This is a genomic window from Streptomyces finlayi (genome assembly GCF_014216315.1).
Classification (GTDB): Bacteria; Actinomycetota; Actinomycetes; order Streptomycetales; family Streptomycetaceae; genus Streptomyces; species Streptomyces finlayi_A.
In genome coordinates this window covers 2741556-2765359 of the sequence record NZ_CP045702.1, presented here as the reverse complement: position 1 = coordinate 2765359, position 23804 = coordinate 2741556, and the positions used below count along the sequence as shown (strand labels likewise).

Annotated in this window: 24 protein-coding genes; all 24 read right to left on the bottom strand. The window is 66.7% G+C overall.

Going from position 1 to position 23804, the window contains the following annotated elements; translation table 11 throughout:
* Positions 1 to 5: 5 nt before the first annotated feature.
* Positions 6 to 212: a DUF7439 family protein gene (locus F0344_RS12510; RefSeq protein WP_185298866.1), complete on the bottom strand. Its 207-nt coding sequence runs from the start codon at positions 210 to 212 to the stop codon at positions 6 to 8.
* The gene (locus F0344_RS12505; protein ID WP_185298865.1) at positions 209 to 1342 is read right to left on the bottom strand and encodes a peptidoglycan-binding protein; all 1134 of its coding nucleotides are present in this window, start codon (positions 1340 to 1342) and stop codon (positions 209 to 211) included. The genes F0344_RS12510 and F0344_RS12505 overlap by 4 nt, the downstream gene beginning before the upstream one ends.
* A 69-nt stretch (positions 1343 to 1411) precedes the next feature.
* Positions 1412 to 1786 carry a DUF2746 domain-containing protein gene (locus F0344_RS12500; protein ID WP_185298864.1) on the bottom strand — a complete coding sequence of 125 codons (375 nt, stop codon included), beginning with the start codon at positions 1784 to 1786 and terminating at the stop codon, positions 1412 to 1414.
* Positions 1786 to 3114 carry a tail fiber domain-containing protein gene (locus tag F0344_RS12495; protein WP_185298863.1) on the bottom strand — a complete coding sequence of 443 codons (1329 nt, stop codon included), beginning with the start codon at positions 3112 to 3114 and terminating at the stop codon, positions 1786 to 1788. Before F0344_RS12495 ends, F0344_RS12500 begins: the two co-directional genes overlap by 1 nt.
* 78 nt (positions 3115 to 3192) lie before the next feature.
* Positions 3193 to 3438, bottom strand: a complete 246-nt coding sequence (locus F0344_RS12490; protein WP_185298862.1) for a hypothetical protein — start codon at positions 3436 to 3438, stop codon at positions 3193 to 3195.
* Between the two features lie 26 nt (positions 3439 to 3464).
* Complete coding sequence (locus tag F0344_RS12485; protein WP_185298861.1) at positions 3465 to 5216, bottom strand: collagen-like protein; 1752 nt, start codon at positions 5214 to 5216, stop codon at positions 3465 to 3467.
* A complete protein-coding gene (locus F0344_RS12480) occupies positions 5217 to 5516 on the bottom strand; it encodes a hypothetical protein (RefSeq protein WP_185298860.1) in 300 nt (99 codons plus the stop codon).
* On the bottom strand, positions 5516 to 6724 hold the full coding sequence (locus F0344_RS12475) for a siphovirus ReqiPepy6 Gp37-like family protein (RefSeq protein ID WP_185298859.1): 1209 nt from the start codon (positions 6722 to 6724) through the stop codon (positions 5516 to 5518). The genes F0344_RS12480 and F0344_RS12475 overlap by 1 nt, the downstream gene beginning before the upstream one ends.
* A 2-nt stretch (positions 6725 to 6726) precedes the next feature.
* Positions 6727 to 7581, bottom strand: a complete 855-nt coding sequence (locus F0344_RS12470; protein ID WP_185298858.1) for a phage distal tail protein — start codon at positions 7579 to 7581, stop codon at positions 6727 to 6729.
* 6 nt (positions 7582 to 7587) lie between these two features.
* Complete coding sequence (locus F0344_RS12465; protein ID WP_185298857.1) at positions 7588 to 11409, bottom strand: hypothetical protein; 3822 nt, start codon at positions 11407 to 11409, stop codon at positions 7588 to 7590.
* Between the two features lie 4 nt (positions 11410 to 11413).
* Complete coding sequence (locus F0344_RS12460; RefSeq protein WP_219732130.1) at positions 11414 to 11722, bottom strand: hypothetical protein; 309 nt, start codon at positions 11720 to 11722, stop codon at positions 11414 to 11416.
* An 80-nt stretch (positions 11723 to 11802) separates the two neighbouring features.
* The gene (locus F0344_RS12455) at positions 11803 to 12132 is read right to left on the bottom strand and encodes a phage tail assembly protein (protein WP_185298856.1); all 330 of its coding nucleotides are present in this window, start codon (positions 12130 to 12132) and stop codon (positions 11803 to 11805) included.
* Between the two features lie 128 nt (positions 12133 to 12260).
* Positions 12261 to 13001 carry a phage tail tube protein gene (locus tag F0344_RS12450; RefSeq protein WP_185298855.1) on the bottom strand — a complete coding sequence of 247 codons (741 nt, stop codon included), beginning with the start codon at positions 12999 to 13001 and terminating at the stop codon, positions 12261 to 12263.
* A gap of 43 nt (positions 13002 to 13044) precedes the next feature.
* Positions 13045 to 13551, bottom strand: a complete 507-nt coding sequence (locus F0344_RS12445) for a hypothetical protein (RefSeq protein WP_056701734.1) — start codon at positions 13549 to 13551, stop codon at positions 13045 to 13047.
* Positions 13526 to 14011, bottom strand: coding sequence for a hypothetical protein (locus F0344_RS12440; protein WP_185298854.1), 486 nt, complete (start codon positions 14009 to 14011; stop codon positions 13526 to 13528). Before F0344_RS12440 ends, F0344_RS12445 begins: the two co-directional genes overlap by 26 nt.
* Positions 14008 to 14346 (bottom strand): phage head-tail adapter protein, encoded by a 339-nt coding sequence (locus tag F0344_RS12435; protein ID WP_185298853.1) that lies wholly within the window; start codon positions 14344 to 14346, stop codon positions 14008 to 14010. The genes F0344_RS12440 and F0344_RS12435 overlap by 4 nt, the downstream gene beginning before the upstream one ends.
* Positions 14343 to 14801, bottom strand: coding sequence for a hypothetical protein (locus F0344_RS12430; RefSeq protein ID WP_185298852.1), 459 nt, complete (start codon positions 14799 to 14801; stop codon positions 14343 to 14345). The genes F0344_RS12435 and F0344_RS12430 overlap by 4 nt, the downstream gene beginning before the upstream one ends.
* Before the next feature lie 78 nt (positions 14802 to 14879).
* Positions 14880 to 15938: a hypothetical protein gene (locus F0344_RS12425; RefSeq protein ID WP_185298851.1), complete on the bottom strand. Its 1059-nt coding sequence runs from the start codon at positions 15936 to 15938 to the stop codon at positions 14880 to 14882.
* A 76-nt stretch (positions 15939 to 16014) separates the two neighbouring features.
* Complete coding sequence (locus F0344_RS12420; protein WP_185298850.1) at positions 16015 to 16515, bottom strand: hypothetical protein; 501 nt, start codon at positions 16513 to 16515, stop codon at positions 16015 to 16017.
* A gap of 2 nt (positions 16516 to 16517) precedes the next feature.
* Positions 16518 to 17663 (bottom strand): VG15 protein, encoded by a 1146-nt coding sequence (locus tag F0344_RS12415; RefSeq protein ID WP_185298849.1) that lies wholly within the window; start codon positions 17661 to 17663, stop codon positions 16518 to 16520.
* Positions 17660 to 19120: a phage portal protein gene (locus tag F0344_RS12410; protein ID WP_185298848.1), complete on the bottom strand. Its 1461-nt coding sequence runs from the start codon at positions 19118 to 19120 to the stop codon at positions 17660 to 17662. Before F0344_RS12410 ends, F0344_RS12415 begins: the two co-directional genes overlap by 4 nt.
* Before the next feature lie 34 nt (positions 19121 to 19154).
* A complete protein-coding gene (locus F0344_RS12405; protein ID WP_185298847.1) occupies positions 19155 to 20798 on the bottom strand; it encodes a terminase in 1644 nt (547 codons plus the stop codon).
* Between the two features lie 17 nt (positions 20799 to 20815).
* Positions 20816 to 21250 carry a phage terminase small subunit gene (locus F0344_RS12400; RefSeq protein WP_185298846.1) on the bottom strand — a complete coding sequence of 145 codons (435 nt, stop codon included), beginning with the start codon at positions 21248 to 21250 and terminating at the stop codon, positions 20816 to 20818.
* 19 nt (positions 21251 to 21269) lie between these two features.
* Complete coding sequence (locus F0344_RS12395; protein WP_185298845.1) at positions 21270 to 21509, bottom strand: hypothetical protein; 240 nt, start codon at positions 21507 to 21509, stop codon at positions 21270 to 21272.
* Between the last annotated feature and the right edge of the window lie 2295 nt (positions 21510 to 23804).

Sequence of the window (23804 nt, the reverse complement as noted above, 5' to 3'; positions counted from 1 at the left end):
CTGTGTTACTCGGACTCTCCGTTGGGCTGGACGTACACACCGAGCGCGGTGAGCACCTGGACGGCCGCCGCGATTCTCGGCTCGTCGATGCCGTACATCACCGCGAGGCCGGCCAGGGCGCCGAGCAGGGCGACCGCCGCCTTGGCGTACGGCTGTACCCGCTTCGGCAGGAGAGGAAGGATCAGCCCCAAGGGCTTAGCGTGCTGGCTCACTCGGCCTCCTTCTGAAGCTCGACGAAGCCCTTGGACCCGATCGCCGGGTCGTACGCTTTCGAGGACAGCGCCGGGTTCTTCTTGTGGAAGCGAGCCACCGCGGCCTGCGTCTCCGCGCCGTAGAAGTCCGTGACCGAGCCCTTGATCGGGCCGTACCCGGCCTTGACGAGGAACGTCTGGAGCTTCTTCACCTGCGCGTGCTTCGCGCCCGGCTTCACGCCCGTGGACAGGGACAGGTACGTCTTGGCCGCAGTCGCCGGGGCCGCCATCAGGCGGGACCAGGTGGACGAGCCGGGGTAGCCGTCAGCGTCCGCGCCGCTCCAGCCCTGGGCCTTCTGGAACGCCTGCGTCGCGTCCTTTTCGGCCTGGCCGAACGTCGGGCCAGGACCGACCGAGTAGAAGCGGCCGTACCCGTGAGCGACCAGGCGCTGACCGAGGACCGTGACGGCCGGGTGCGACTTGCCCAGGACGAAGGCGCTCGCGCCGGGGAAGCTCTTGCCGTCCCAGGCTGCCGGCTCCGAGGGAGCGGTCGAACCGCCGGTCGACGGCTTGGCGCCCTTGACCAGCTCGATCAGGCGCTTGATCGGGAAGTTACCGGGGTCGCCGTGGTCGTTCTCCGGGACATGCTGATGTCCACAGATCCCGTTGAAGTTCTCCCACTCGGCGAACGACATGCGCTGACCACGGGCGGACCCGTAGCTCGACGGGTAGGACAGCCACGGCTTGGACGTCGACACGACCGGGATCGGGTAGGTGTCCGTCAGCCACTTCACCAGCTCGGCCAGGGCCGCAAGGTCCGCGTCATCAGCGTCCGGCCAGTACAGGCCAGGGCCGCCCTTGTCGCACGTGCCCACAAGCTCGATCTGGATCGCGTTGAGCGTGTTGGTCTGAACCCCGCCGGCCGCGTTGACCAGAGCCCGAGCGGACTCGTTGGCGTAGAAGTGCTGACGGACGGTGCCGCCCTTGATCGTGAAGGTGGGCGCGGAGCCACCGCCCCCGTACGACGGGAACGAGCTGCCCTCCGTGGTGTGCAGGACGATCACGTTCGGGTGGGCCATGGTGTCGCCCTGGTACGCGGTGTGGAACCACTGCGACGTCGCGTCGGCCTTCGGGTAGATGTGAGCAGTCAAGGGTGTGCCTCCAAGGGAACGCCGAAGGCCCCGCCTCACTGGGAGACAGGGCCTTCGGAAGGGGATGGGTCAGGCGTTGGTGGATGCCATGTGGTCGTCGAGGCGCTCGGCCACCGCCAGGCGCTCACGGCGCTCGTGCGCGATGTCCGAGCGGAGGCCGGCGATCTCTGCGCCCTGCTGACGGAGGGCGTCGTCGTGGCGCTCCTGGCCGGCGAGGACGCGATCGATCCGGAACATCACGGAGTCGAGGTCATCTCGCAGGTTCGTGGTGTGCGTGTTCGCGACCTGGTCGCGTGCTTCCTGGGTGTGCTCGCGCATCTCGTTGATGGCGCGAGTCTGACGGCGCAGGAACTCGGCTCCGATGCCGATCAGGGTGACCAGGATCGTGCCGCCTGCGGTGACGGCGGCGACCTGAACAGTGGGTTCGAGAGCGAGCGTCATCATCAGGCGGCCTTGGACTCCAGCGCGGCGAGGCGAGTCTCCATGGCCGCGAGCTGGGCGGCCTGGCGCTGGACGACCGGGAGCAGCGCGACGCCCAGGAGGTCGTACCGCAGGCCGTCCACTTCGCCGTCGAGGTAGTTGACCAGCCAGGAAAGGCCGGCGGCCTCGACCTCTTCAGCGATCAGGCCGACCTCGTCCTTGCGGCCCTCCTTCACGGAGCCGTCTTCCTTGACCTGGTCCTTGCGGTCGTAGACCACGGGGCGCAGGGCAAGGACGTCCTCGGCGTGGACGTCGAAGTCCCTGACGTTCTCCTTGAACTTGATCGAGGAGGTGTTCCGGCAGAAGGTGCCGTCTCCCTCAACCCAGACCGCGTACCAGGTGCCCGAGCCGCTGGCAGAGTTCGCGTGCGGCTTCTTCGAGCCGTTGGCCCAGGCGATCGTCGAGCCCGACGTGAGGTAGCCCGAGTGGGAGTGGGACGACGGCGCGAAGGTGTCAGGCTTCGAGGTGATCGAGGCCCAGGTGTGCGAGTGGGAGGCCGGCGCGAACGTGGACGGCTTTCCGCTGATCTCGTCCCAGTCATGCCCGTGCGAGTTGGGCGGGTACGTGGCCGGCCTGCCCGTGACCTGCGCCCAGTCGTGCGTGTGGGTGCTGGGGTTGAAGGCGGTCGGCTTGTTGATGACGTCGCCCCAGTCATGCGTGTGACTGCCAGGCGTGAACTCGTTGGGCCGACCGGAGATCGAGGCCCACGTCACGGTCGGGGCGAGCGCGGACCAGGCCGAGCCGGTCCAGTACTCCCACGTGCTCGTCGAGGTGTTCAGCCCGAGCCGGCCGATCCGCGGTGACTGGGGTCGAGTCGTGCTCGTCCAGCCGCCCACGGTGTTGCCGATGAACCGGCGCTCGCTCGTCACGGCCGAGGCCGAGATCGTTGCAGCACCCACGGCGACCGAGACCTGAGCCAGCGGGAACTCGTAGACACCGGTGTCGGTCTGGGTGAGGGCGGGAACGCCACCGCCGGGCGCTCCCTGCACAACGGCGAGCACGATGGAGTTCGCGGCCGGGTCCAGGCGCAGGACCACGCGGTCGATGCGGGCGCTCGTCGAGGCCGCCGCGATGGTGATCGTCTCGGTGCCCGTCGACTGCACCGCGTGGCCACGCACCAGGGCGAAGCCGGGGGCCACCTTGACCTGCATACCCGAGCTGTCGCCGTAGGTGTTGAAGGAGGAGCCGCCCACCTGATCGGCGACGCCCGTGGACTGAAGCTCGCGGAAGAGGTAGGAGAACTGGCCTTCGCTGACCGGCTGCTCATCGAAGGGGTAGGACGTGATGGTCACTGGGGGTCCTTCCTGGGAATAGGAAAGGCCCCCAGCGACCAAGTCACTCGGGGGCCTGCGGGTCGGGGCGAGTCGGCGTTAGCGGCGGGCAACCTCGGTGGGCACCTCGTCGATCCGACTCGCCACAGCGAGACCGAAGGAGGCCGGCAGTGCGGCCACGGCCGCAGCCAGCGCGGCATCGACGACGGCCGCCCGCTCGATGTGGCTGAGCGAGCCCTGGAGGTATTCCGGGATGTCCGGGTCGATCGTGATGTGGATGTAGTCCTGGAGCTTCATCTCGTCGGTGCCGTAGTGGGCGCGGACGAGACCGCCAGTGATGGCCAAGGGGGTGACTCCTTAGAGGGGGAGGGTCACGCGAGGGCGACCCAGAAACGGTTGGACTCGTTGGCGACGCCAGAGAGCGGGGAGGGCGACGTCGTCGGCGACGTGGACAGTCGGCCGTAGCGCCAGAGGTTGTTGAGGCCGAACTGGTTTGCCGGCCCTCCGTACGAGTTCTCGATGCCGAGGATCATCGGCCCGTCGCCCGTGGTGGTGTTGTAGTTGAACCGCCACACCACGTAATAGACGCCGGGGTCCAGGGTCACGGCCGCGTCCAGCGTCGTCGCCGAGGCGTTGCCGCCGGGGTCGTGCTGCTCGGCCGGCTCGTTGCCTGCCTCGATCGTGGTCGCGTTGCCGACGCGGACCATGGTGGACGCGTTGTAGATCGCGGCCCAGGACCCGGCGATCAGGCCGCCCGCGTAGCCGCCGAAGTGCCACACGATCTTCGTGATCGAGGTGCGCTTGTTCAGCTTGACCGCAGCCAGGCGCGGCGTGGTCCCGCAGTAGATCGGCGCCGACTGGGAGACGGCCGGGTCGTAGGCCCACGCCTTCAGGCCGAGATCCTCCGGTTCCCACAGGCTGGGAAGCGCGGGCTGCGAGCCAACGGTGATGACCTGTCCATCGGTCTGGCGGACCTTCATCACGCCACCCTCGGCGTAGGCCACGACACCGTTGGACGGGTTGGTCGTCGGGACGGTCGTGGCGTTCTGCATCCCGAGTACGCGGACGCCACCGCCGAACGGGGTGGTCGTGTCGCCTACGCCGACGTTGTAGAAGGTGGACCGGAGGCTGTTGCTGTAGGGGTGGCCGGCCGACGTGACGCGGAAGTACGTGGCCGGGTCGGTACTGCCGTACGCGGTGAGGGCGTCCCCGGAGGTGGGCTTCATGTCGACGGACCCCGTCAGGGTTCCGCCAGCCTTCGGGAGCGCGTCGGCAGGAACGACGGTCGAGCCGTCCGCCTGCTTGACCTTGAAAACGCCGGCCTGCGAGTAGGCGACGACACCGTTCACCGGATTCGTGGTGGGCAAGGTCGCGGCGTTCTTCATCGCCATGACGTAGCTGCCGCCCGCGAAGTCGGTCGTGGTGTCGCCGACGCCCACCGTGTAGAAAGTGTTCGCCGCGCCGTTGCTGTAGACCGAGCCGGACTTCAGGACGGCTATGCGCTTGTCGTCCACGTTGTTGCCGTAGACGTTGAGCGGGGCGGAGACCCCGTCGCCCTTCAGATAGATGTTGGCGCCGTCGACCGTGCCGACCTTGGGGACCGCGTTCTCGACGGTGCCGGGGTCACCCTTCGGGCCCTGCGGTCCGGCCGGGCCGGTGTCGCCAGTCGCGCCCTTCAGGGTTCCGATCGAGGAGCCCCAGCCGCTCGCGGTGCGCTGGTACAGGGCGCCGGACGTGGTGTTGAGGAGCATGTCGCCGGGCTTGGTGTCAGTGCTCGGCGTCGAACCGGAGTTGACGTACCAGGCCGCGCCTCGCAGGTCGGTCCCGACCTTGGACCAGGTGCCGGCCGCCTTGACGTAGACGGCGACGGTCGCGCTGGTCACGCCCAGGAAGGTGTTCTCGGTCTTCTGGAGGTAGACGTCGCCGTCCGTTCCGAGCGAGGCCGCGGGGACCTCTACGCCCTGGAGGACGGACTTGCCGGCCACTCCCTGAACGCCCTGCGCTCCGGTCGATCCGGTCGCACCCTTGGCGCCGGTCGCTCCCGTGTCGCCCTTCGGGCCGGCTGCTCCAGTGGGACCGACGACGCCGGAATCCTCTGGGGCCGGCCATACGCTCAGTCCCACTTACACAACCTCCACTCCGCAGACGTGCAGGGTGCACGCCGAGCCGCTGCCTTGTACCTGGATCGTCTGGTCCTCGGAGATGACTTGGTTGATCTCCAGCGTGAGGACGCCCTTCGCGGCGATGCCGACAGCCGGGAGGATCTCGACTCCGTCGAGCTTCACGACGACCGCGCCCACGGCTGTGCCGGGGTTCGCCGCGACGATGTTCGTGACGATCGCCGTGCCCGCCTCGGGGACGGTGTAGGCGGTCGTCAGGGTTGTCGGGGCCGTGCCCCGGAAGAAGCTGATGGGCGTAGCCATCACCACACCCCCATGATCGACATGATTTCTGATGTGCCGCCGGTCCCGGCGTCCGAGCGCTCCAGGTGTGAGACACGCTTCTCGGCGTTGGACAGCCGCTTGTTCAACGCGATGTCGAGGTTGAACCCGGTCGCGTCACCGAGGACGGCGCCGACCTGGAAGCCGTTGGACCCTGCCTTCATCGCGATGCCGGTCACGTTGGACAGAAGCTCTTGGTTGTCCACCACGACGGCGACGCGGTCACCGAGGCCCCAGTCCTTGCCGAGGGTCATCGCGGTGTCTTCCATCGGCACGAGCTGGACGTCCACCTTCGTGAAACCAGCGTCCGCGATGGCCTCGTCCCCGGACTGCTGGAGTTCCTTCCAGTCGTCCGTGTTGCGCTGGTCGATCCACTGCTCGATGCGCCGGCCCCAGTCGCCTTCGGCTGTGACGCTCGTCGGCGAGGAGACCTGGAGGAGCTGCCTCTTGGTCAGCTCTCCCTGTCCGGCCACGATGGCGCGAGTCACGCCGGGGGCGGAGATCGTCGCGCGCTGGCCGGACAGTGTTCCGTTCAGGACGTCCAGCCGGATGAAGTCCGACCGGTCCGTCACCTCGTACGTCTCGAAGACGAGGTTGGACCCGCGCTGTATGACACGGAAACCGAGGTTCCCCAGAAGGGCCAGCTCGGTGAGCAGGTTGCCCAGCACGGGGAAGCGCGCACTCTTCACGACGTTCGGGCCCCGACCGAGGTCGGTCCCCATCGTGAGCCCTGTCTTACGGCGTCCAACCGGGGCTGTTGGACCGATGTTCGCCTTGACGAACGAGTGCATGACGCTTTCCGCGGGGCCTTGTCTGACGTCGTGCGCCAGGGCCTGCGTCGCCCCGTCCGGGTTGGTCGGTTCGGGGAAGGCCAGCATGTCGGAGAGGACGATGTCGTCGGACACGCCCTCGAAGACGACCGAGCCGCCCGGATCTTCTGGGGTGGCCGCGTACTCGAACTTCGTGGTCGGGCCCGACAGCATGGTGTAGGTCGGGCCGGTGACGACCAGGCCCGAGCCGGGGGTGCGCAGGTGCGGAGTGAGGGGGTGCTCCGCCCCGAGGGTGATCTTCCAGGAGCCGACGTTGTTGAACGTGTCCTGCATCTCGAAGATCAGTTCCTCGGGGCGGACCATGCCCACCCGAGTCAGCGCCTTGTCCCGTACCTCGACGGTGATGTCTTGTAGTCGCACTATCACACCACCATCCACTTGCGCGGCTGCCAGGAGCAGACGATGCGCGAGGCGCTCGTGATGTCCAGGAGGGAGGCTTCCGCCGTGGACAGGCCCGGCTTGACCGTCCAGAACCGGGGCGCCGTGTCGAGCAGGTTGTATCGGTTGGCGCCCGTCTGGTCGGTGACCGTGCCTCGCTTGGTGTCGATGGTGAGGATCTGGCCGGCGGTGAGGGTGCCGGTCCAGCGCAGCCGCTCACCCGTGGGCGAGACGGCCGTGAAGGTCTTGCCGGGGCCGTAGATCTTCCAGATCGGATACGCCTCGGCGTCACCCGAGTTGTTGAGTTCGATCTCGCCGATCGCCTGCGAGGCCGCGACGTTCAGCTTGGACAGGGAGGACAGGAACGGCGCCGAGGTGGCGCCGGTGATCGTTCGGGCCTCGGCGACCGAGGAGGTCCAGTACGGGTCAGGCGCACGGAAGGAGACGACCGTTTCGAACTCGCGCTCGCCGATGGTCTCCACGCCGTACGTGTACTCGCCTCCGCCCGAGCGGTAGACGTCGGTGAACCAGCTCGTTCCGTCATCGTTGAGGACGGTGAGGGTGCACCTCCCGGCCAGCGCGAGGGCCAGCCGGGAGATGCGCGCACTGAGGTCGTTGCGGTTCCTCGCGAGGATCTCGATGGGTATGTCGATGTCCCGCGCGAGAACGCGCCTGCGCCGGTAGGTGGCACCGTCGCCGGCCCCTTCGAGCCACTGGATGTTGACGGCGGGGAGACCGAAGCCGGTCGTCCCCGTCTTGGCCTGGTAACCCAGGCCCTTGGTCGCGATCTCGTCGAGATCAAGAGTGTCTGCACCGCTGCTCAGAAGGAGCTTGGGCATCCCGAATCACCATCCCATCCTGGCTCGGTTGGCTGCGGCGAACAGGTCTTCCTCGGAGTCGAGGGAGTTGCCGGGTGCCGCGTAGTAGTTGAGGGTCTTGGTCGTGCCGCCCTGGCCTGCGCCCGCGAGGGCAGAGGTCACCGCGGCCGTGACACCACGGGATGCGCCGAACGCGCTGACCGTGGGGGCGCCGAACTCAGTGCCGGCCACGTCGTTGGTCAGTCCTCGAAGGGACTTCTTGACCGCGTCGTACCGGGACTCCAGGCCGTTGATGAACCCGTTTATGACGAGCTGGCCGGCGCCGACGAGGAGGACCCGGTCGAGGGACTCGGGGCCTTTCCAGCTCGTGAGCTTGTCCGTCAGGTTCCCGAGGGTGTCCTTGACGTCGCCGAACATGCCGGTGATGCCGGTGATGAAGCCCTTGATCAACTGGATACCGGCGTTCTTCAGCGTCGAGCCGAGGTTGCTCAGCGCTTCCTTGGCCTTGCCGGGCAGTTCCCGGACCTTGGCCACGGCCTTGCCGAGCCACTCCGCGACGGTCGAGACCATCGAGCTGAACTTCTCGCGCGTCGTCGAGACGACGTTTGACCATCCCTGCGTGAAGAAGTTCTTGATGCTCTGGAGCCCGCTCAGCGCCTTCGAGCCGAGGCCCGAGAAGAACCCGGTGAAGCCCTCGCTGATCGCCTTCCACGCGTCCGAGCCGAACTTCTGCACGGCCTTCCAGCCGGCCTTGAAGCCTTCACCGATAGCGGTGAGACCCTTCTTCGCAGCACCGAGAACGCCGACAGAGAGCCACGTGATCAGGGCGCCGAGGATGACGTCCCACAGGCCCTTCAGGAACTGCCAGATGCCGTTCCAGAGATCCTTGAAGCCCTTCTGGAGAAGGTCCCAGTTGCCGGTGAAGATGCCCTTGAACAGGCCGATCCAGATCTCGAAGAAGCCCTTGATGATGTTCCAGACGCCCTTGAAGATCTCGACGAATCCCTCAAGGACGAGGGCCACGCCGTTGATCGCGGCGACCAGCGTTCCGATCAGCAGCTCGGCTATGAACTGGATGACCGGAGCCAAGATCGGCATCAGGAAGTCGATCACTGCCTTGAGCGCATCCAGGAACGGCATGAGCGCCTGGACCAGGCGATCGAAGGCGTCCTTCAGCAGAGGCAGCATCGTCGCGGCTATCTCCTGGACCACCGGGATCAGCGGGAGGAGAACGGCCGAGAGGATCTGGAGGAGCACGTCGACCAGGGGCATCGCCGCCTGGACGATGCCGGACAGGAATTCGGCAACAACCGGCAGAATCGGGGCAAGCCCACTCAGAAGCGCCGAAATAATCGGAAGTACGGCAGCCAGGATCTGACCGAACAGTTGAGCGATTACCGGCAGGATGATGCTCAGCGCCTGGAAGGCCATGCCGAGCGCGTCCTGGACGATCGGGACGAGCTGCATGATCACGGGCGAAAGCATCGTAAAGGCGCTGGTCAGCGCACCGCCGAGCAGATCGATGATCGGCAGGATCGACGGAGCCAGCGCGGTGAAGGCGTTGGCCAGCGGAGTCAGGGCGGCGGCGACGAGCGGGCCGAGCTGGGCGGCGAGCGCACCGACGATCGTCAGGACAGCACCGAGTGCAGCACCTAGCGGAGCCAGTACGGGCAGGAGCCCGTTGACACCCGCCTGGACGCCATCGAACAGGGCGTAGACGCCTGCGAAGACGGCGTCCTGGTTGAGCGCCTCGGCGATGCCGCCGAGTGCAGTCCCGATGATCGTGCCGACCTGCGGCAGGATCTGAGTCAGCAGTCCAACGAACTGGCCGAGGAACGCCTTCACCTCGGCGCCGCCCTGCGATGCCATGTTGGACATCGCCTCGTGGGCTGCGGTGAAGAGGCCGACGAGCTTGGCCTGTACGGCACTGCTGTCGATCGCTTCGTGTACGCCTGCGAGCGTCTCGCGGAGCATCCCGAGCGTGGACCCGCCGGCCTCTTGTGCCGCGCGGGAGATGCCGGCCAGGATGCCGCCGGTCTCGAAGAGGACGCCTCCGAGATCCTTCAGGGCCTGGATGCCTGCGTCGATCTCCTCGCGGAGGCCGGACTCGCCCTTCTGGTTCAGCCAGTTCGACGCCTTGGTGGCGACGTCTACGAACCACTGGGCGAGCTGCGGGAGGTAGCCGGCGCCGACCTCGCCCAGCACCTTGATGATGTTGGCGAAGGCGCCGGTGCCGGTGGTTGCGATGTCGATCGACTTGGAGAGGTCGTCGAACATGCCGCCCAGCGCGGGGGCGAGGGAAGACTTGAGCGAATCGGCGAAGCCGCCGAAGAACTGGCCGAGCTGGGTGGACGTCTGCTTGAAGCCGGACGTCAGCTCGGGAAGGAGCGTGTCGATCAGCTCGCGGATCGGCGTCTTGGCCTCGGCCCAGAAGCGTTCGCTGATCAGGTCCTGGAGCTGCGAGAGCTGGCCCTTGACCTCGGGCAGGACCTTGTTGAAGTCCTTGAACGCCGCGATCGTGGCGCCAAGGCCGATCGCCATGCCGCCGAGAATTCCGGGGAGGGCGAGGGACGTTGCGCCGATCTGCGCGAGCGAGGCCGACAGCGTGAAGAGGTTCGACGCGGCCGAGATGCCCCAGCCGGCCAGGCCGGCTATCGCCGTGGCGAGCGTGCCGATGATCGGCGTGGACTTGTCGAGGTTCCGGATCGTCTTGCCGAGGCGCTCGAAGATGTTGCCCAGCACGCGGGCGCCGGACAGCGCCTTCAGCATCGCCGTGGCCGTAGCCATGGCGGACAAGGAGACCTTCGGGAAGATGTTGACGATGCGGTCTCGGGTCAGCCTGGCCATCGCAGCCATCACCGCGGCTACTGCGCCCTTGCTGGTCTCGGGCTCGACCTCGGACTTGAGGTGATCGATCTTGTCCTGGAGGTCGTCGATCTCCCGCTCGACCTTGGCCTTGGCCAGGGCGTCCATCTCGGGAGTGATCGTCGCCTTCAGGGCCTGCATCTGAGTGAAGGCCGCTTCGAGCTGACGCTTGAGCTTGGCGACTTCCTTCTCGTCCAGCTTGGGGTTGACCCTGATGGCGTCGAGGGTTTCCTGGATCTCGTCGTGGATCGCCTGCGCCTCGGCCAGGTTCCAGTTCAGCTCGACCTCGGCCTGGAGGTCGAGGCGCTTCTGGAGATCGTCCCGCGCCTTGCGGAGCGACTCTTCGTCTAGGCCGACTTCGAGATCGACCTCACGGATCTTGGCCAGCTCGGCTTCGATCTTCGCGATGGCGGAACGAAGGGAGGCGTCGTCGTCCCAGTCGACCTTCAGGTCCAGGCGTAGGTCGTCCGCCAGCATGTCGCGGGCGGACTGGAGAGAAGCCTCGTCCAGGTGGACGTCCAGCTCGATCTCGCGCATCTTCGCCAGCTCGGCGTCGATCTTCGCGATGGCCTGCCGGATGGACTCCTGGCTCGACTCGTCGACTCGGATCGTGACCGTCTGGATCTCGCCGAGCCGGTCATGGAACATGTCCAGCGCCGCGTTGAGATCGTCCTCGTTGAGGTCGACCGGGATGTCGATCTGACCGAGCTTGTTCAGCTCGTTCTCGATGCGGGCGATGGCCGACTTGACGGAGTTCTCGTTGTCGAGGTTGACCTTGATCGAGATGTCGCTGAGCGCCTGCTGGGCCTCGGCCCGGACCTTCTTGGCTTCCTCCTTGAGGCCGTCGCCGTCGAGGACGAGCTTGGCCTTGACCTCCAGGCCCTTCTCGGCCTCGGCCAGTTCCTTGCGGGCCTCCTCTTTGAACTTCGAGGTGTCCGGGAGGATCTTGACCGCTACGCGGCCGACTACCTGGGCATCTGACATAGACCTACCTCCGGGCGCTGAACTGCTTGTAGATCTCCGCCACGGAGCGGCGCTTCTTCTCGCCCTTCGTGGCCTTCTTCTTGACCTTGGGGCGGGGCCACTCGGGGAACTTGGGCGCCTTCTTGCCCCAGTTGCCGGTGGCTCGGGTGTTCTGGTTGATCGCGTCGAAGATGTCGGCTCGCATGTGGCGGTCCACGCCCCAGCCGAAGTACTCCCGACCGCCCGACGCGAGGGCGTAGGTCAGGGAGGTGTCAGGCAGCCTCTGCACCATGAGGAGGACGAGGGCCGGCGAAGGGCCCCGACCTTCGATCACGTCTACGAGGTTGATCCCGTAGTAGTGAAGGAGATCGGGGTACAGGCCCTCGCCGTACTCATCTATGAGGTGCGCGAGGCTTAGGCTTCCCCCGCCTGGGTGCCCTTGCTGTAGGTGCTGAAGACCTGGGCCAGGAGGGCGAGGTCGCCGTCGATCTGCTCGATGAGCTTCTCGGCGATCTTCTTGTCCTTGGCCACCAGGCGGATCGCGTCGGCCAGGACGTCGGCCTGGTCGAGAGCGTCGTCGCCGTCGAGCTTGTCCTGGAGGGAGCCCAGCTCGTCGCGCTCGGTCTTGCTCAGGCGGAGCGGGTTGCGCAGGACGACGGTGGTCTTGTCGTCGATCTGGATGTCAGTGGACCCGTACTTCGCGTCAGCGGCGGAACGGATGTCGTCGAGAGAGAACGTGGCCATGAGGTGCGGACCTCCAAGGGTCGGGAGTAAGAGCGGGGGAGCGGACCATCGGGAGGGAGCCCCAGGAGAGGGGCCCTCGGTGTGCAAGGAGGTCCGCACCACTTACACACCGAGGGAGTTGGAGAGGCTTAGGCGGCTTCGCCGGCCTCGAACGAGTTGCCGTCCCAGAACGCGTGCGTCGCGTCGCCGAGGACCACGTACTGACCGGAGGTCCACGCGGTAGCGGGGGAGGCGGTGACGTCGGACAGGTCGGTCAGCCCGTAGGGGGCGTTCGAGCCGGCCGGGGTGAAGGTGCCGGGGGTGCCGGCCGTGGCGCCGGTCGCAGCCACGCCGCCGAGCGGGGTAATCGCGTACGACCACTTGTTGGCGCCGTGCGGCATGGGCTTCACGCTGAGCGGGAGGCCGGCGAGGGACTCGGTGTCACCGAAGGACACGTCATCGCCTCGGTAGATCTCCGCCTTGGGGGCGTAGAAGGCGAAGTGGTTCTCGCCATCGACGAACACCGCCAGGAAGGCCGCGGAAGTCGGGATCGGGTCGGACGGGACACCGACCGAACCGTCAGGCAGAACGGGGGCGTTGGAGCCGTAGTAGAGCTTCAGGCCCGGCACGTCGAACTGCTGCAAGGTGAAAGTCATCGACTCAGTCCTCGCGCTGTACTTCGTGCGCAGGCTCTTGTTCTGGAGCGAACCGATGGTGGTCGCCTCGCCGCCCTCGGAGGTGATCGAAAAGATCTCTTCGAGGCTGGTGTGGCCTACGGCCTCCCAGGGCGAGAGCGGGGTCAGAAGGTCATCGGGCATCGCGGTGCCGGTGGGGGCGGTGAGGTAGTTACCGCTGCCGATGACGAGGGTTGCGGCGTCGTTCAGTGCCACGAGGGGTCTCCTTACTCACCCCAGGCGTGTCCTACTATCACACCTAGGGCTGGGTGTTCGGGATGGGGAAGGGGCGAGAGCGCGGCTTGCGGATCTCGACGTCGTACTGGGTCTCGTAGCGCCAGACACCTGTCGGGAGGTCCGCGTACTGGACCGGGCCCGTGGCCGTGGCCCAGTCGGTAGCCCGGCGCGGGGCCGAGGCCATGTCCACGCGGGTGATGTGGCCGGCGGGGTAGACCTTCTGGTTCAGCCAGGCGTCGCGCATGACCACGCGTACGGCCTCGGCGAGGATGGCCGCGTCGGCATCGCCGTCCGGGTCCTCACAGAAGGTCTGCACGGATACGCGGGCGTAGTCCGTGAAGCGGGCGTCTCCGGTCCATGCTCCGAAGCTGGGGTCTCGGCGGACCAGGACGAGGGGGAAGTCCTGGTCCTTCGCGATGAGCGAGCGGACAGCGATGCCCGGCAGGCCCTCGCGGAGCACGGCAAGGAGGAGGTCTTCAACGGGGCTGAGTTCGGCGAGCGCCTTAATCCCTGCGGGAAGGCCGGCCATACTTCACCCCCTTCTTGCGGCGGATCGTGACGTGACGCTTGGTCCTCGATCCGCCCTTGTTCTTCCTCGGGAGCTTGGCCGCGTTGGCGAGGATGTAGAGGCCCTCGAACCCGGCGACCGTGTACTCGCTGACGGTTTCGCCGTCCGGGCTCAGGAGGGTCACGTCGTAGGCACCGCGGCCTACCTCGATCGACATCGCGGAGTTGACGCTTGCGGAGTCGCTCTTGGTGATGTCCTGGAGGATCACGTACCGGTCGACCCGGCCGCGCTCGGTCTCGATGCTCGACTGGCTGACAGAGCCTCGCGTCTTCGGGCTCGCCTTGACCCGCTGGAGGTTCTCCTCCGCACGGACCTGCATCTCGAACTGCTGCACGTCGAGTTCGCCCTGGACGCCGTCCATGAGGGCGAGGAACTCTTCGAGCTTCTTGCCGTCGACAGACCTTTCCCACTCGATGCTCACGGCCGCTCCCGGATGTCGATGGACCAGTGCCGGGTCTTGCGGGTGCCGTGGTGGTAGGCCGGGGGCGTGACGACGTCCCAGTGGCGGCCGAGGCAGTCAACGCGCGACCAGAGGGTCACATCGGGAAGCTCGGCGTCCACGATCATGCGGGTGATGTTGATCTGCTGCTGACCGGGCACCTCGGCCTTCGAGGAGCGCTGGGGGATCAGCGCACAGCGCACTTCGATGGGGTGCTCCATGTCGGCGACCAGGACTTTGTTGCCTCGGCCGTCGATGCGCTCGACGGTCCGGAAGATCTTGGCTGGCACTCCGCGCCTGCGCTGGAGACTGCTCACCAGGGCTCCGTCTCGTCGGCGTAGAGCGGGAAGCCCTTCCAGCCGTTCTCGACGGGCACCAGGCCGGCAGTCACGGGGCGACGTACCGACTGCCAGGCGGTGACGCCTGCGGTGTAGAGGCCGGCCCTTCGGCCGGCCAGACCGGCGAGGAGCTTGATCTCCTCATCGGTGAAGTAGACGGTCCCCGCGTTCTCCCCCGCGCTGTCGTTCCAGGCCAGGGTCTCGTCGCCTGCTCGCGACTGGGTGTATCCGTCCGGGTTGGACATGTACCGCTTGCACGCCTTCAGGACGAGCGTGCGCACCATGCGGGGGGCGGTGGCCTCGGGCCAGTCGCGGCCGTAGTGCGTGGCGAGGTCCGAGGCGTCCTCAAGCGCGTTCTCTGCGATCCGCTCCTCGTCCGCGTCCAGCGTCCAGTCCAGTCGCCCCTTCAGGTCTTCGAGGGTGGCGAAAGCCACGGGAGTCTCCTTACTCGGTGGGGCGAGAAGGGGCAGAGCGCACGACTATCACACTCTGCCCCGACTCATCGACTGGTCTTAGGCCGAGGCGCCGTCCGCAGTGCCACCGATACCGGTGATCTCGAACAGTTCCTTCTGCTTCGCGTCCGGGCCGTCCGGGTCGGGCAGCACGTCAGCGGTCGCGTCGAGGTCCAGCTTGATCGCGCGCACGAAGTGCTCGTGCTCGGAGACGAAGCCCTGGCTCGGGTTCGCGTTATCGCGGCCGATCAGGAAGTCGGACACGGTACGGAAGCCCTTGTACGTGTTGACGATCGACCGGTCCATGAGACGGGTCGAGTCGTAGTCACGAATCCAGCGCAGGGCCACGCCGTTGTAGCTGGCCGAGGCGCCGAAGGGAACGCTCTGCGGGACGGACGGGGCGCCCGTCGCGAAGATGAACGCACTGGAGACCATCGCCACGGCGAAGTCGGCCGGCAGCTCGTCAGAGGTGACGATGTTGAAGCCGTACCGGCGGCCAAGAGTGGCCTCACGCAGCGCGGACACGGCCTCGGCCTCGCCGACGTTGACCGCCAGGTTCAGGTCCGCGTCGGACAGAAGCTCGTTCTCCCAACCGGAACCGATCAGGAGAGTGCGACCCTCCTTCGGGACGCGGAGCTTGTTCATGACCTCGCGAGCCCGGATCAGCGTCTTGCGCAGGCTGCGGCCGGAGACCGCGCCGCCCAGGGTGACCTCGTACGGGGCGTTCAGGAGGTAGTCGACGGCCTGGTACTCAAGGCCCTTGCCGACCGCTTCGGTCTGCTTGGCCATGAGCTTGGCCCAGCCCTGGAGATCCATCTCGTTCTGCTCGTCGGTGAGCTGAACACCCGAGTAGACGTCCCCACCGAAGTTGACCTGGACGGTCCGCTCGGCGTAGGTGTCGAACTGGATCTCGGTGCTGCGGTCGTTGCGCCATCCGTACGTGCGGTAGGGAAGGACTCCCTCGACCTTCACGTTGATGGCGTCGTCCTTGGCGCCCTTGAACTGGTCGATGCCTTCGCGCTGGAAGACGGCGGGGACGACGAGGCTCTCTTCGAGAGCGACCGCCGCAGTCGCGGCGATCTTGTCCGGCTTGACTACATCGTGTTCGGTGTAAGCCACGGGGTGGTTCTCCTGTCAGTTGGGAAGGGGGAGGCTGGGGCGTGAACGACTATCACACCGTGGCCAGAAGGAAGGCTCAGTAACTGCGCCTGCGCGCAGCACGGGCGGCCTTGACCGGGTCGAAGGTGTCGTCCCCGTCAGCCGGGGTCAGACCTCCACCGAGGGACTCCGGGGCCTGCGGCGAGACGAGCTTCTGAAGCTCCTTCGCGTCGGCCTCCAGCTCCGCCGGGGTCGCGCCGGTAAGGCGCTTGGCCAGGGCCTCGGGCAGCTCGAACTTCGCTGCCACAGAGGAGAGCAGGATCTTCCGCTCCAGCGCCTCGTTCTGCGCCTTCAGCTCGGCGACCGCAGTCTCGAACTCCTCGGGCGTCTTGGCGCCGGTGAACCGGGCCTCGACCTCTCGGAGCTTGGTGCGGTAGTTCGCCGCCTCCGCGTTCGCGTCGGTCAGCTTCTTGCGCAGCACGTCCGCAGGGACCGACTCTTCGGCCGGCTCCTGGGCTTCCTGCCCCGTCGACTGCTCCCCTTCCGGGGGCGTCTCAACGGTCTCGGTCTCGGTGCTGGGGGTTTCCTGCTCGGGCACGCTCACGCCTCCTGGACGTCTGTGGTGGACTGCCGCGCCTCCTGGGCTGCGGCCCTTTGTTGCTGCCGGATGAACCGGCGCCAGGCGGACACAGCCGCCTTGCCGGACAGGCCCCGCGTCACCTTCGGCCACAGCTCCGCATAGGAGCGGTTCAGGGCGTAGGCGGGGCTGTCGTACTGCTCGGCCGAGAACACGGGCTCGGCGTAGCAGTGGCAGTTGTCGTGGTACTTGTCGCCATCGGCGTACTCGCCCGAATCCAGTTGGGCCAGGGTCGGCCCCGCGGCCTTCTGTGTGCGGTACGCGTCACTGCGGACGAAGCCGCGTGAGATGAGCATGGCGCACCACCCGCAAGGGGTGCCGGTACGCGAAAGTCTGATGTAGCCGAGGACTCGGCGGTCCTTCGACATGTGGTTCCACACTGCCGAGCGACCACCGTTGTTCACGAGGCGCTCAGCCGCCGCAGCCTGCCGGCCGCCGCTCTGCTGGTGCGCTTCCTCGCGGGCCTTGTCTACGTCCGTCGCGGGCTTGCTCTCGTCGATAGCCGAGGTCTTGCGGTCCAGGTTGGCCGGGCCGAGAAGTTCGAGGACGAGCCTCGTTTCCTCTTCGGCCTCGCGCTCGATCCGCTCCTCGTCCTCGCGCAGGTTCGGCAGCTCCTCGACCAGGATCTGGTCGTCGTCCGGATCGTCGTCCGCCTCCTGGGCGGGCGCTTCCTCGGGCGATTCCGAATCACGAGGTTTCGTTGAATCTTCAACAGAACTGGCTGCAGCCCGGTCGGGGTCAGACGAAGACCCCTCCAGGGAGCCATCCTCTGAATCTCCGACCAGCGCGGCGAACTCGCGACGCAAGGTCTCCAGAGTCACGTACGTGGGCTCCGGGTGGTACGGATCTGCCACCGTCGTCCCAGTGCGCAGAGCGCGCACCAGGCGGTAGTACGCACGAGCCAGGTCACGGCTCATGCGGCGCCGGGTCATCACCATCGTGATGGCCCGCTTCAGCCACGCCGAGGACTGGGCAGCCCTCGCGGTCGCGGGGACTGCCTGCCACAGCTTCAGCGCCTCCTCGACGGTCCCCGCCCCGATCTGGGTGAGGGCCACCTGGAAGGCGGTGGACGCCTGATCGGCCTCAGCCTGTTTGGCTGCGGACGTCACGCGGCGAGCACCTCGCTACCGGGGGATGACCGGATGGAGGTGACGGACGGAGTGGCCCGCGTCAGCGCGGACGCCAGCTGACCGACAGAGTCATCGTCCTCGGCCGTGTCGACCCAGTCCTCGTACTCCTGCTGGGTCACGCCGGGTACGCGCTTCCAGAGCGCACGCTTCGGGATGCCGAGCGTCTCGGCGAGCTTGCCCAGGGCGTCAGCGGCCTGCGCCAGCGAACGGGACTCCATGTCGCGCCAGTTGACCTCGCCGTGGAAGTCGTCGGCCGCGGATTCGTGGCCCTCCATCTCGGCGGCCAGCCGGAAGACTCGCTCCCAGGACTCACCGAAGACGGACTGGAACTCGGCGACCTTGCGGGCAAGGGCCTGCTCGGCGGCCAGTAGAGCCTCTGCTGACAGGTTGGCGATCTGCCCCAACATGTGGTGCGGAGGCGTCTGGGAGACGGCCGCCCAGTGCCGGATGGACATGTCGATCGACTCGATGAACCCGCCGAGCGGGGTCTCATCCAGGCTGCCGAACTTGACGTCGGGGTCCTCGGCGAAGAGGAAGCGACGGGCGTTGTGGTAGACCGGCGCCGGCATCGGGTTGCCGTTCGCGTCGAGCTTGACCTGACTGCCGACGACTTCGCCGTTCTCGATGACCGGCTCGGTCTGCATGGGCGGAGCCATGCCGGTGACCGTGCGCACCTTCACCGAGGCGTACGTCTGGGCGACCAGGAGGTCAAAGACGGTCTGGTTGATGCGGTTCTGGAGCGGGATCATCGGCTCGACGACACCGACCGTGCGACCTTCCAGGTCGACGGAGGCGGCGAACCGGGTGACCGGACACTCACTCGCGCCGTGCGACTTGCCGGCCCCGACCCGGATGCCCTCGGCATCGGTCTTCGTCCGGAACGTCACCGCGTACTCGCGCTTGCCGTCCCACAGCCGGGCCTTGCCGAGCGCCTCGCCCTTCGGCCAGGCGGTGACGGTCAGGGCCGCATAGGGCGTCTCGTCGTTCGCGGGGTCCTCGTACAGTGCGGCTGTCCGCTGCGCGGACAGGCCCTTCGAGATGACGCCCTTCTGGGCCTTCTCCGTCAGGACGAAGCTGTGACCGAAGGACAGGGCACCGCGATAGATCGCGGCCTGGCGGGCGTCGAGCCGCGAGCGCTGCCAGTGCGACCACTCCACAGAGCGGGAGGCCGGCGCCTCGGGCAGGCTCGTACCGTCCGAGCCGGGCCGGAAGCCGTCCACGTACAGGGCCTGCGCCGGAGTGCCGATCAGGAGCGGCATCCAGTTGGACACCGCCCGCTTGGCCAGCATCCTGTACTCGTCGTCGGCCTGGGCCGGCATGTACGGGTCGTCGTGCTTGCCCTGGACGAAGCGATCGATCCGGGCCAGCCGGCCTTCGTCGCGGTCGAGGATGGCGAGGAGTTCCCGCGCCAGCGATACCGGACTGGTGTCGGCCATGCACTCACCACCTTTCTGTACCACTATCACAGTGCTAGATGAAGTAGCCGCGACCAGTCCGCTGACGGACCTTCTTGCCACGGGCGCGCAGGTCGTACAGGCACTCGTGCGCGAGCATCAGCGCCGCGTACGCGTCGACCTTGCGAGGGGACTCGCGGGATTCCTTGCCGAAGCTCAGGCCGTAGTTGTTCGTGCGACGCCGGGCGTTGAGCGTGTGTCGCTTCAACGTCAGGTCGCCGTCGTACTTCAGCTTCCGGTCGAAGATCGACCGCATGAGGCGCTCGTGCGCCATCGTCGAAGCCTTCAGGCTGGAACGCATGTCCCAGCCGATCCGGTCCTTACCGGCCGGCGACTTCACGGCCAGGCCCTCGCCGTACGTCTCATCCCACTCGGAGATGTAGGACTCCCACAGGGCGACGTCCGCGTACATGCCCTGCACCTTGAAGGTGCGGAACGCGTCGTGAACGGAGGAGTCGACCTCGGCCCGAGGGACGGACCAGCCGTCACCGCGCGGGCCGTCAGGCTTCTCCCACACCCCGAGGGTGAAGGCGCACATGTCGCGTACGCGGACCGCGACCAAACAAGTCGCATCGTCCGTCTTGCCGCCATCGAAGCCCATGACGATCTCGTCGCCGGGCACCAGGACGGCACCCTCATGAAGGATGTCGGCGAGCTGCTCAGGCCCGTACAGCGCGTCTTCCTCGGCCACGATCTGGTTCAGCCACATACGCCGTGACCGGCTGGCTGAGATCGTCGTGTCGAGAACCGACTGGATGATCGTGGCCGGCACCAGCCAGACCGCGTCACCGCGGATCTTCGGAAGAACGATCTCCAACGCCTCGGGCGTCAGGGGCGTCTTCGGGTGAGCCTCGATCGAGTCGTACAGGAAGCCGATGCCGACCGCCCGGCCCTCAACGATCTTGTTGAAGGACTCGCGCATCCGCTCGGCCACAGAGTCTTCGCCGGGGAGGTAAGCGTTCGTGATCGCGAGATAGCGACTGTCCTGCTTGGTCGCGTTACCGTCGATCGTCTCGTACATCTTGTGCCCGTTGTTGCCCAGCACCCAGTGATGCGTCTCGTTGAGCAGCGTGAACGTCGTCCGCTTGCCCTCCAGGGCACGGAACGAGGACGTCACCGCTTCGAGCCGGCACTTCCCGCCGTTGGCGCGGATGAGTACCGCACCGTCCTTGATCCCGTACTTCGCCTTGAAGTGGTCGGACATCAGGGACGGGATGAGCGCCATCGTGTTCGTGGTCTGCGACTGGTTGACCGCCGTGACCTGGACCCACGCGCGAGGGTGAGGAACGCCGACAGGATCGCCGGCCTCGTCCCACTGGGAGAAGCGCGACGGCCCACACAGCTCGACGAGGCAGAGCACCGCGAGAAGCGGGTCCTTGCCCCACCCCTTCATGCGCTGAAGGACGCCCTTGCGGTTGGTGAACCGGCCGTTCTCGTCCACGGCGTACCAGTGGAGGACGAACCGGAGCTGCTCGCGCGTGAACTTCCAGGGACCGCCGTCTTCGGAGCGCAGGTACTCAGCAGCCCAGCCGGCGATCTGCCATCCGAGCGTCTTGCCCGGCAGGACCCAGCGCCCGAAAGCGTCCTTCTGCCACGTCGGGCCGATGAAGGTCGGGTCCAGAAGGTCGATCTCTTCCGGGGTGAGCATCGCGGTAGCCATGGCTCACCTCCCCGGAATTACTGAGCGAGCCCCAGCTCCTTCTTGTAGTCGGCGATAGCGACCACGGCGGCAGAGTCCTGCTCGTCCTCGGGCTCAGAAAGTTCGATGCGCACACGGCGCCTATCGCCCTCGGCGACAAGGAGCCGCTCGAAGGCTGAGTAGATGGTCTGGAGCATCTGCCCCGACCGCTTACCCGACTTCTTGTAGTGGGACAGGTCTTCGCACAGCGAGTAGGCGAAGGCCCAGTCACTGTTCTGGTAGAAGTCGGCCTGGCCCGAGGACTTCAGCGAGTCCCACAGCCGGCGCGCGATCGGGTGCCACTCACGATCCGCGTTCGGGACCTTGACCGGCTTCATCTCGCCCTTGGTCACCGACTGCTGATCGGTGCCCTTACGCGACCGAGGGCGCGCGAGGTCGTCTTCGCGATTCGGGACGGGGCCACGGTTGCCCATCGGTCACACCTCCTTCAGGTCAGAAGAGGCCGCCCGTGAGGAAGTGCACGGACAGCCCGGCCATGAACGCCAGCAGGGCGAAACGCCGCAGCCGGACCCAGCCGGTCGGCTGGCCCTGGGCACCGGTCCGGGCCGGGGAGAACCACTTCCAGACGTGCTCGCTCAGGGTGTCGCCAGATGTCTTGTTGAAGAGGGCCTTGCCCTCGATTACCAGGAAGGCCGCGAGCCACCCGACCCACAACCAGGACCAGATGGTCACCGCGGATTCCTTCCGTCGAAGTCGAGCCCCCTGGGGTAGCGAGCCAGGGGGCGAGGCACCGCCCAAGGGAGAGAAAGCCCTGGGGTGCCGGCTGACGCTCAACGAGTAGGGGAGGGACTCGGAGCCGTCAGGTCTACATGAGGCCCGGATGGGCCTCGTTGCGCTGGAACCGCTTCCCGATCTGCCGGCGCTTCTTCGCGCTGGCTGCGGCTCCCTCTTGTGATGACTTGCGCTGGTGATGCCATCCGCAGAGTGCTCTTAGGTTGGCTTCTCGATGATCGTCACCAGCGATGATGTGGTCCACGTCCGTGGCCAGCTCGTCGCACCGCTTGCCGTACTGGTCTCGCGCGGTGCACTGGTGGCTGTCTCGCCGAAGGACTCGGTTCCTGATCCGCTCCCAGTCCTTCGGGAGTCGGCTCCGCCGATCAGAGTCTCGCCACTGGGGCATCGATCACCCCCTGGCCGGCCGTGGAAGCTAGCCCCCTCGACGACGTCCTACCTGAACAGGTAGCTGCTCGAAGCTGTCGACCCGAGGGGAAGTCTGAGAAGTACGTGGCTACGCCAGTGGGCGCTTCGCGCCCTAACTGCCAAGCCTCAACTACGTCAGTAGGAAGCGACTGGCAGGCCCGAAGGGCCTTACCGTCTGGCGGTCTGTCCTGGCGCCTAACGCCTTACATATATATATACGGAAGATGATCTTGGTTTGTGTCCTGGCTCTTTCAGTGACGCCAGTCACACTTACACAGGCGGCTAGGGCCTGCGCCGCCTCGCGGCGGCGTCCAGTTCTGGACCCAGCGGCGAGAAGATGCAGAGCGGCGAAGCCGCAGGAGCGCCCTACCGGGCGCCATGGAGACGTCCGCCTGACGGGAGGCCGGCGGCGAAGCCGCCCTCTGGAGCTGACCCCTATCCTGGCAGTCCTTGCGGCGCTGTCTCAGCGCTCCGCGGTGGCCTCAGCCCTTGCCCGGCCTGGGCTGGCCGGCACTTCGGGGGCGGTGGCCGGCACCCCTGATCGACCCTGAAACCGTGGCGCGATCTTGGCTGCTAAGACGAGGCGATCCGGAAAGTCACGCGTAAGGGGTGCTCCCCCACCCCGCGCCTTACCTTCAGACCTAAAGGCTTCGACCCCGCGACCCTTGCGCCCGCCGACTGTCGCGCCGCCGCAGCATCCACACGCTGAAGTCTTCAGACCTAAAGTCCGCAGGCGGGGGCCTGCTGGCCTGGCCTGGCACGGCCGGACAGAGAGACAGGCAGAGAGGGAACGGCCGCGAGAGAGCCGCTCAGACCCCTTCTGACCAGCGCTTATGCAGATATCCAGACCCCGGAAACGGGCCAGTGTGTAAGTCGTGCCGAGACCGGCCCGGAGATACGGACAAGGTGGGACACAAGGGGGGTCACTTTTAGGTAACGGGGTGGGGTGCAGAACGGGGTAACTCGGACATCGAAAGGTCGTGTGGCCCACGTCACAGGACGTTGCATAACCGCAGGTCAGAGCCCTGTTGATCATGAGAATCCGACCCCGGATCGACCCCATGGGTTGTGTGATAGTCGTGCTGCATGGTTGAGTACTCACATCAACAGCACGACGGACGCAAGCAAGGGAGGCAGGACATGAACGCGAATCACTCGCACAACACATACGGGCCGGGCCCGTAGTGCGCACCACACACACCGTGTGGAGCGTGCGGGCCACTGAGTGAAGCAAGCGAGGGTTGTCGGGCCACCGACTAGCGGTCCCTTGTGCGTGTGATCAGAACGCCAGACGTAACCCACCGGGTGTGTCCCCGCTAGTGCCCGTGGATGCGGGACAACGGGACGCTACGGGAACGTAGATGGACGGGTGAGCCCTGTCCGGAGTTCTTACGGCGCGACGTGTCTAGCGATGGACTGCACACCCCCCGTTCCCTTGGAACGGTCCCCCGGTAAGGGAAACCACACCGGATAGGAGGTAAGCAGGGGGGCCGCTCGTACGTCGCACGCTTCACACACGCTGCGATACAGGGGAACGGGGGCGGGCCTAGTCCACCTGCCACCCAACGGACCGCAGTACCGCAGTACCAAACGAACAGACCGAAGTACCGCGCCCGGTAGGCGCACACCGAAACTCTGACCACTGCCCGACGTAGACACGAGCGTCGTCACTCCCCATCGGGGAGGTACCGCCGTGCCTAGGACTTGGGGATACGTTCACACCCCGGCTGATGTCGCCTACCGAGTGCACCCCGGACGGGGCGGAGAGACCAGGACGCATGAGCGTCGCTGCCTCCGCCCCCGTACCGGCCTGCCTTCAGGCCGGCT

Excerpts from the sequence above, each read along its gene's own strand:
- F0344_RS12500 (WP_185298864.1), bottom strand. The coding sequence starts at position 1,786 with ATGATGACGCTCGCTCTCGAACCCACTGTTCAGGTCGCCGCCGTCACC.
- F0344_RS12480 (WP_185298860.1), bottom strand. The coding sequence starts at position 5,516 with ATGGCTACGCCCATCAGCTTCTTCCGGGGCACGGCCCCGACAACCCTG.
- F0344_RS12470 (WP_185298858.1), bottom strand. The coding sequence starts at position 7,581 with ATGCCCAAGCTCCTTCTGAGCAGCGGTGCAGACACTCTTGATCTCGAC.
- F0344_RS12465 (WP_185298857.1), bottom strand. The coding sequence starts at position 11,409 with ATGTCAGATGCCCAGGTAGTCGGCCGCGTAGCGGTCAAGATCCTCCCG.
- F0344_RS12455 (WP_185298856.1), bottom strand. The coding sequence starts at position 12,132 with ATGGCCACGTTCTCTCTCGACGACATCCGTTCCGCCGCTGACGCGAAG.
- F0344_RS12445 (WP_056701734.1), bottom strand. The coding sequence starts at position 13,551 with ATGGCCGGCCTTCCCGCAGGGATTAAGGCGCTCGCCGAACTCAGCCCC.
- F0344_RS12410 (WP_185298848.1), bottom strand. The coding sequence starts at position 19,120 with ATGGCCGACACCAGTCCGGTATCGCTGGCGCGGGAACTCCTCGCCATC.
- F0344_RS12405 (WP_185298847.1), bottom strand. The coding sequence starts at position 20,798 with ATGGCTACCGCGATGCTCACCCCGGAAGAGATCGACCTTCTGGACCCG.
- F0344_RS12400 (WP_185298846.1), bottom strand. The coding sequence starts at position 21,250 with ATGGGCAACCGTGGCCCCGTCCCGAATCGCGAAGACGACCTCGCGCGC.